Consider the following 7,655-nt stretch of genomic DNA (forward strand, 5'->3'; position numbering starts at 1 on the left):
ATGCGTGTGCCGATCTGCCGAGTATGGACCCCGCGCCGAACGTGAACTGGTTGCGATTTTGCGCGCGATTTTGCGCACTGCGTTCACGCTGGGCGAGGCAGGGTCCGTGCTGGGGGTCGATGTCGACGGTCACATAATTCCCCAGGGCTGCCGTCACGGAATTCCCCAGGTGCGGGCCTCGGTGGTAGGTCTACCGTTGGAGGTTCCCGGTGCAAACTCCATACCCGGACGTTGAACCGCCACCGAATCACACGTTGAACCGGAACTCGACCACGTCGCCGTCGGCCATCACGTAGTCCTTGCCCTCCATGCGCACCTTGCCGGCAGCCTTGGCGGCGGCCATCGACCCGGCGGCGACCAGGTCGTCGTAGGAGACGATTTCGGCTTTGATGAAACCCTTCTCGAAGTCGCTGTGGATCACCCCGGCCGCTTTCGGGGCGGTGTCGCCCTGGTGGATGGTCCACGCCCGGGCCTCCTTGGGCCCGGCCGTCAGGAACGTCTGCAACATCAGCGTGTGGAATCCGGCGCGGGCCAGCGCGTCCAGGCCCCGCTCGGTCTGCCCGATCGACTCCAGCAGCTCGACGGCCGACTCGTCGTCGAGCTCGGCAAGCTCGGCCTCGGTCTTGGCGTCCAGGAACACCGCGTCGGCGGGCGCGACGAGCTCCCGTAACCCCGCGACCCGCGCGGCGTCGGCCAGCACCGCCTCGTCGGCATTGAAGACGTACAGGAACGGTTTCGTGGTCAGCAGGTTCAGATCCCTCAGCAGGGAGACGTCCACGCCCGCGGCGAACAGGGTCGTGCCGCCGTCAAGCAGCCGCTGGGCGGCCACCGCGGCCTCGTAGGCGGGTTTGCGGTCCTTGGTGGTGCGGGCCTCCTTCTCCAGCCTCGGCACCGCGCGCTCGAGGGTCTGCAGGTCGGCCAGGATCAGCTCGGTCTCGACGACCACGATGTCGGACGCCGGGTCGACCCGGCCGGCGACGTGGGTCACGTCGTCGTCGGAGAACACCCGCACCACCTGGCAGATCGCGTCGCACTCGCGGATGTTGGCCAGGAACTTGTTGCCCAGGCCGGCGCCTTCGGACGCGCCTGCGACCAACCCGGCGATGTCGACGAACCGCACCGGCGCCGCGACGATCCGCGCGGACTCGAACATCTGCGCCAACGTCGCCAACCGGGGATCGGGCAGCGGCACCACGCCCTCGTTGGGTTCGATCGTCGCGAACGGGTAGTTGGCCGCCACCACGTCGTTTTTGGTCAACGCGTTGAACAGCGTCGACTTGCCGACGTTGGGCAGCCCCACGATCCCCAGGCTCAGGCTCACAGGAAGCCAAGTGTAGGAGCTGCCGACCGAGCGACGTGCGGCGCGCCAACGCCACGGCCGCGCGGGTTTACGGCCTTTGGGCGCCCAGCCGGTACGGTCGTCATGTGTCAGCACAGCGGGCGCGATCACCGGTAGCGGCTGATCAGCGCTCCATCCTTCCCAACCTCCCCGGGGTGCCCGGGTGGGCCGCCGTCGTGATCGCGACGACGCACACCGCGGTGGGCTTCGCTTTCGACGCCGGATCCGGCGCCAAGCAGCTGACCGGCGTCTTCGCCGCGCTCTACGTGGTGGGTTGCGTTGCGGCGGTGCTGACGGTGCGGCAGTCCGGCGTCTTCACCGCGGTCATCCAGCCGCCGCTGATCTTGTTCTGCGCAGTGCCCGGCGCCTACTGGCTGTTCCACGACGGCAAACTCACCAGCCTCAAAGACCTGCTGATCAATTGCGGCTATCCGCTGATCGAGCGTTTCCCGTTGATGCTGTTCACCTCGGCCGGCGTGCTGCTGATCGGCATGATCCGCTGGTATCTGGGGATGACGGCGCGCTCGGCGGCGGCCCCGAACACGACCGCCGAGACCGCGGGCAGCCGGCGGTACTGGACCGCACTCGCCGCGCGGCTGACGGCGCTCCTCGACCGGGGTTCCGCCGCCGCCGACGACGCGTTGAGTTCACTGCGGGGCCACGCTGTCGGCCGTACCGCCAAGCCCGCGAAACCCGTCGACAGACCCCGGGCTGCCGCGCGCCCGGCCGCGTCCCGGTCCCGGCATGTCCCTCCGCCGGACGACGCCGCCGTGCCGGACGCCACCCGTGTCCGGCGGCGGCGCCCGACACCCGCCCGCGACGTCGGCGACCCCTCGCGGCGTCCGCGGCAGCCGCGCGATCCGGATCTGCACGGCCGGCCGGTGCGGGAACCGCGCCGCGACCCCTATCCGCGCGAGGACCGGCAGACCGGCCGCGCGCATCCCTACCCACCGATCGAGCCGTGGGACCCGCGCAACCCGTACGAGCCGCGTCGTCGACCCGCGCCGGCCGCCAACACGGCGACGCATCACCCCATCTCGCGGGTCCGGTACCGCAGTTCGGGCCCGACGGACGAGGGGCCGGCCACGCCACGCAGACGCCGGCCACGCACACCGGACACCGACGCCCCGGAGTACGGCGCCTGACGGGCCGGACTACGGTGTCTGACGCGCGGGGCGGATCTCCCGGGGGAGCGCGAACACCAACGTTTCGTTGGCTGTCGTCACCGGCTGCACCACGTCGTAGCCATGCTCGGCGAGCCGCTCCAGCACCCCACGGACCAGCACCTCGGGCACCGACGCACCCGAGCTGACCCCCACCGTCGTCACGTCGTCCAACCAGGCCGGATCGATGTCGCCGGCGTGGTCCACCAGGTGAGCGGCCGGCGCTCCGGCGCCCGATGCGACCTCCACCAGCCGCACCGAGTTCGACGAGTTGGCCGACCCGACGACGATCACCAGGTCGCACTCCGGCGCCATCGCCTTGACCGCGACCTGCCTGTTCTGGGTGGCGTAGCAGATGTCGTCGCTGGGCGGGTCCTGCAGGTTCGGGAAGCGCTCCCGCAGCCGCTGCACGGTCTCCATGGTTTCGTCGACGCTCAGGGTGGTCTGCGAGAGCCACACCACCTTGTTCTCGTCGCGCACGCTGACACCGTCGACGGCGTCCGGACCGTCCACCAGCTGGACATGATCGGGGGCTTCGCCGGCGGTGCCGACGACCTCCTCGTGGCCCTCGTGGCCGATCAGCAAGATGTCGTAGTCGTCGCGGGCGAAGCGCTTGGCCTCGTTGTGCACCTTGGTGACCAGCGGGCAGGTGGCGTCGATGACCTGCAGATCGCGCTCGGCGGCCGACGCGTGAACGCCCGGCGCGACCCCGTGCGCGGAGAACACCACGATGGCGCCCTCGGGCACCTCGTCGGTCTCGTCGACAAACACCGCCCCGGCCTTGGCGAGGGTGTCCACCACGTGCCGGTTGTGCACGATCTGGTGGCGCACGTAGACCGGAGGACCGTGTTTTTCCAGCGCGCGCTCGACCGTCTCCACGGCGCGGTCCACGCCCGCGCAGTAACCGCGGGGCTCGGCCAACAGCACCCGCTTGCCGGTGGCGGGCTCGACCACCGGGCCTGACGCGCGCGCCCTGATGCTGATGTCCGGGCCGATGTTGATGTCCGGGCCCATGTTGACAGTCGGCGGCATGGCCCCAGGTTACTTTCCGCGGACCTTCCCGGCGACACTGCGCCGCCAGCTTGGAGTTGGCCGCCGGTTAAGGCAGTCTGGGACGCATGGTTACTGCACCGTACGGGTTTCGGCTGCTGGTCGGAGCGGCGACGGTCGCCGTCGAGGAGACCCTGAAGCTGCCGAAAACGATCCTGATGTACCCGATGACGCTGGCCAGCCAGGCTGCGCACCTCGCGATGCGCTTCCAACAGAACCTCGCGGAGCTGGTGATCAAGGGCGACACCACCCTGGAGGCCCTGTTCCCCCCGACAGCCGAGCAACCGGACTGGGCGACCTTCGACGAGGATCTTCCCGACGATGGCGGCTACCAGCCCGGCGTCGACGCGCTCGACGCCGACCGCCGCGCCGAGGGCCGGTTTGCGTTGTACTCGACTCCCGACACCGCGGACGATCCTCCGACCCGGCCGGTGTCCACCAGATCGGCCAAGAAGGCGGTGGCGGCGGTGCCCGCGCCGCCGGTGGCCCACGAACTCGACTACGCGACGCTGACCCTGGCACAGCTGCGGGCCCGGCTGAACACGCTGGATGTCGACGAACTCGAGGCGTTGCTGGCCTACGAGGATGCCACCAGGGCGCGGGCGCCGTTCCAGACGCTGCTGGCCAACAGGATCACCCGCGCCACCGCCAAGTGACCCCAGCGGTGCCGATTCAGCCGGCTAATTCGGCCGAGAACCCGTTCCCGGTTCGCGCTGTGGCCGTCCGCATCGCGGGCTGGATCGACAGGCTGGGCACCGTGTGGGTGGAAGGCCAACTCGCCCAGGTCACCATCCGGCCCGACGCCAGGACGGTGTTCATGGTGCTGCGCGACCCGGCAGCAGACATGTCGCTCACCGTGACCGCTCCGCGCGATCTGGTGCTCAACGCACCGGTCAAACTCGCCGAAGGAGTCCAGGTGGTCGTCTGCGGCAAGCCCGCGTTCTACACCGGACGCGGCACATTCTCGTTGCGGCTCAGCGAAATTCGCGCAGTTGGCATCGGCGAGCTATTGGCACGCATCGATCGGCTGCGCCGGCTGCTGGACGCCGAGGGCCTCTTCGATCCACGGCTCAAACGACCGATCCCGTTCCTGCCCAACGTGATCGGACTGATCACCGGGCGGGCCAGCGCCGCCGAACACGACGTCACCACAGTGGCGGCGGCGCGGTGGCCGGCTGTGCGGTTCGCGGTGCGCAACACCGCGGTGCAGGGTCCCCACACTGTCGCGGAGATCGTCGACGCGCTGCGCGAACTGGACACTGACCCGGACGTGGACGTGATCGTGGTGGCGCGTGGCGGCGGCAGCGTGGAGGACCTGCTGCCGTTCTCCGACGAGACACTGTGCCGCGCGATCGCGGCGTGCACCACCCCGGTGGTCAGCGCGGTCGGTCACGAACCCGACAACCCGCTGTGCGACCTGGTCGCCGACCTGCGGGCCGCCACTCCCACCGACGCCGCGAAGCGTATCGTGCCGGATGCCGCGGCCGAGCAGCGGCTGGTCGCCGACCTGCGGCGGCGCAGCGCACAGGCCCTACGCAACTGGGTGGGCCGCGAAGAACGGGTGCTGGCACAACTGCGCAGCCGGCCGGTGCTGGCCGAACCGCTGGCCGCGCTCGCAGCGCGCGCCGACGAGATTCACCGGGCCCGGTCCGCGGTGCGCCGCGACATCACCCGAATCATCGACGGGCAAACCGAACGCGTCGGACACCTGTGGGCCCGACTGGCTACGTTGGGACCGGCGGCCACCCTCGCGCGGGGCTACGCGGTGGTGCAGACAGTCGACGGTACAGACCCGGTGGTGCTGCGATCGGTCGACGATGCCCCGGCCGGGACCAGGTTGCGGGTACGCGTCGGCGACGGCGCGATCGCGGCGATGAGCGAAGGACCAGCCGATGGCGAGTGAGGAAGCCACACCTGTTAGTCAGCTCGGGTATGAAAAATGCCGCGACGAGCTGATCGAGGTCGTCCGGCTACTGGAGCAGGGCGGGCTCGATCTCGATGCGTCGCTGACGCTGTGGGAAAGAGGCGAACAGCTCGCTAAACGCTGTGAAGAGCACTTAGCTGGTGCTCGTCTGCGGGTCACCGATGCGCTGGCCGCCGGTGACCCCGAAGATTCTCGACAACGCGACTGATACGCGTAGATCTGCGCGAAAAGGGAACACTTTTCAGTTATTCCCATCGGCTACTCTCCTCGGCATGGTTGAGAACACCGGACAATCGCCGACTGCCCCACTGGACCGAGTTCTGGTCACCGGCGGGGCGGGATTCGTCGGCGCCAACCTGGTCACCACCCTGCTCGACCGCGGCTACCACGTACGGTCTTTGGACCGAGCACCCTCGTCGCTGCCCGTCCGTTCGCGTCTCGAGGTGCTGGAAGGCGACATCTGCGACCGCGACATCGTCGCCGGCGCGGTCGACGGCATCGACACCGTCGTCCACACCGCAGCCCTGATCGAGTTGATGGGCGGCGCATCGGTCACCGAGGAGTACCGGCAGCGCAGCTTCGCCGTCAACGTCGAGGGAACCAAGAACCTGGTACACGCCGCACAACGCGCCGGGGTCAAGCGATTCGTCTACACGGCGTCCAACAGTGTGGTGATGGGCGGCAAGCGCATCGCCGGTGGTGACGAGACGCTCCCTTACACCGACCGGTTCAACGACCTCTACACCGAGACGAAGGTAGTCGCTGAGCGATTTGTGCTGTCCCAGAACGGGATTGATGGCCTGCTGACCTGCTCGATACGCCCAAGCGGAATCTGGGGCCGCGGCGATCAGACCATGTTCCGCAAAGTATTCGAATCCGTGCTGGCCGGCCACGTCAAGGTGCTGGTCGGCCGTAAGAGCGCCCGCCTGGACAACTCTTACGTGCACAACCTGATTCACGGATTCATCCTGGCCGCCGAGCACCTGGTACCCGGTGGAACCGCACCCGGTCAGGCGTACTTCATCAACGATGCCGAACCGGTGAACATGTTCGAGTTCGCCCGGCCGGTGATCGAGGCGTGCGGCGAGCGCCTGCCCCGGTTACGGATATCGGGCGCCGCGGTTCGCGCGGCGATGTTGGCGTGGCAGCGGCTACATTTCCGGTTCGGGTTGCCGCAGCCACCACTGGAACCGCTGGCCGTCGAACGGGTGTACTTGGACAACTACTTCTCGATCGATAAAGCCGCCCGCGACCTGGGCTACCGCCCGTTGTTCACCACAGAGCAGGCGATGTCCGAGTGTCTGCAGTACTACACCGAGTTGTTCGACCAGATGAAAGCCGCCGCCGCCGATCCGCATCCGATAGCAGTAGGCGGACCCGCAGTCGCCGAGTAGCCGGGACATTCCGCGTCTACGTGTAGCGTAATGCGCTATGACCGAAATTGTTCTGGTCAGCGGCGCATTCGGCCTCGTCGGTACGGAGACCGTGCGTCAACTGCTCGCCGACAGTCGGCGCGTCGTGGCCACCGATCTTGACCTACCGGCCCACCCGTGCATCGCGTAACTGTAGGCGAAATGACATCACCCTAGCGGCGAGGTCCGTGAACCGATCTTGTCAGTGGTTTCCAACGGCACCCGCGTGCCGTTAAGGAACAAGCTCAAGAGGCTGAACCAGCCGATCGTCGCGATGTACTTGCGTGTGACGGTGACCCCGAACGCATCGAGTAGAGATTGGAGGACATTATCGGTGAGGGTGCCCGAAACAAGGAGTTCATCTGTGGCGGCAATCAAGAGCTTGTAATCGGCGCAAAGGCCGTCATCCGTGAGTTCCCCAGCGACCGCGCCAATCTCGGCATCGGTTAGTCCGGCGTTTTTGGCCATCTGCTCGTTGGCCTGCCACTCATAGGGACAGTTCAGCAGGGATGCAGCACGCAGGATGATGACTTCCCGATGTTTGGCGTCAATATCGGGTTCATTGAAGACGGCCTGCACCATGCCGATGAGGGCAGGGAACATGTCACCGGTGCCACTCATCATCTTCATGACGTTGAGCGCGGTGTCGGGGTTGTATGCATCGCCGAGCAGCGCCGTTAACTCGGCATCATCGGGAAGCGGAACCACCACGGCCGCGTTGTAAGGGCTTGGCTTCGCCATTTGGGATTACCTCCTGGGGCTCGTTA

General features: G+C 67.7%; 9 protein-coding genes. 6 read left to right on the top strand and 3 right to left on the bottom strand.

The window, feature by feature from the left end; genetic code table 11:
* Positions 1–247 precede the first annotated feature (247 nt).
* Complete coding sequence (gene ychF, locus ABDW21_RS15305) at positions 248–1,321, bottom strand: redox-regulated ATPase YchF (protein ID WP_343710668.1); 1,074 nt, start codon at positions 1,319–1,321, stop codon at positions 248–250.
* A gap of 173 nt (positions 1,322–1,494) precedes the next feature.
* Between ychF and ABDW21_RS15310 the strand changes: the two genes are divergently transcribed.
* A complete protein-coding gene (locus ABDW21_RS15310) occupies positions 1,495–2,484 on the top strand; it encodes a DUF6542 domain-containing protein (RefSeq protein WP_343603080.1) in 990 nt (329 codons plus the stop codon).
* 9 nt (positions 2,485–2,493) lie between these two features.
* On the opposite strand, the gene ABDW21_RS15315 is transcribed toward ABDW21_RS15310, so the two are convergent.
* The gene (locus ABDW21_RS15315) at positions 2,494–3,534 is read right to left on the bottom strand and encodes a 4-hydroxy-3-methylbut-2-enyl diphosphate reductase (RefSeq protein WP_343603078.1); all 1,041 of its coding nucleotides are present in this window, start codon (positions 3,532–3,534) and stop codon (positions 2,494–2,496) included.
* 86 nt (positions 3,535–3,620) lie between these two features.
* On the opposite strand from ABDW21_RS15315, the gene ABDW21_RS15320 reads away from it, so the two are divergent.
* The 5 genes from ABDW21_RS15320 (at position 3,621) to ABDW21_RS15340 (ending at position 7,039) form a co-directional block, all read left to right on the top strand.
* Positions 3,621–4,208, top strand: a complete 588-nt coding sequence (locus ABDW21_RS15320; RefSeq protein WP_343603076.1) for a lipid droplet-associated protein — start codon at positions 3,621–3,623, stop codon at positions 4,206–4,208.
* Positions 4,209–4,222: 14 nt separating this feature from the next.
* The gene (gene xseA / locus ABDW21_RS15325) at positions 4,223–5,455 is read left to right on the top strand and encodes an exodeoxyribonuclease VII large subunit (protein WP_343710672.1); all 1,233 of its coding nucleotides are present in this window, start codon (positions 4,223–4,225) and stop codon (positions 5,453–5,455) included.
* Complete coding sequence (locus ABDW21_RS15330; protein WP_343710669.1) at positions 5,445–5,684, top strand: exodeoxyribonuclease VII small subunit; 240 nt, start codon at positions 5,445–5,447, stop codon at positions 5,682–5,684. The genes xseA and ABDW21_RS15330 overlap by 11 nt, the downstream gene beginning before the upstream one ends.
* Positions 5,685–5,748: 64 nt before the next feature.
* Positions 5,749–6,870 (top strand): NAD-dependent epimerase/dehydratase family protein, encoded by a 1,122-nt coding sequence (locus tag ABDW21_RS15335; protein WP_343710670.1) that lies wholly within the window; start codon positions 5,749–5,751, stop codon positions 6,868–6,870.
* A 37-nt stretch (positions 6,871–6,907) separates the two neighbouring features.
* Entirely contained in the window at positions 6,908–7,039 is a 132-nt protein-coding gene (locus ABDW21_RS15340) for a hypothetical protein (protein WP_343710673.1), read from the top strand.
* Between the two features lie 17 nt (positions 7,040–7,056).
* On the opposite strand, the gene ABDW21_RS15345 is transcribed toward ABDW21_RS15340, so the two are convergent.
* The gene (locus ABDW21_RS15345; protein ID WP_343710671.1) at positions 7,057–7,629 is read right to left on the bottom strand and encodes a carboxymuconolactone decarboxylase family protein; all 573 of its coding nucleotides are present in this window, start codon (positions 7,627–7,629) and stop codon (positions 7,057–7,059) included.
* Positions 7,630–7,655 lie beyond the last annotated feature (26 nt).

Source organism: Mycobacterium sp. (assembly GCF_039583805.1).
Classification (GTDB): domain Bacteria; phylum Actinomycetota; class Actinomycetes; order Mycobacteriales; family Mycobacteriaceae; genus Mycobacterium.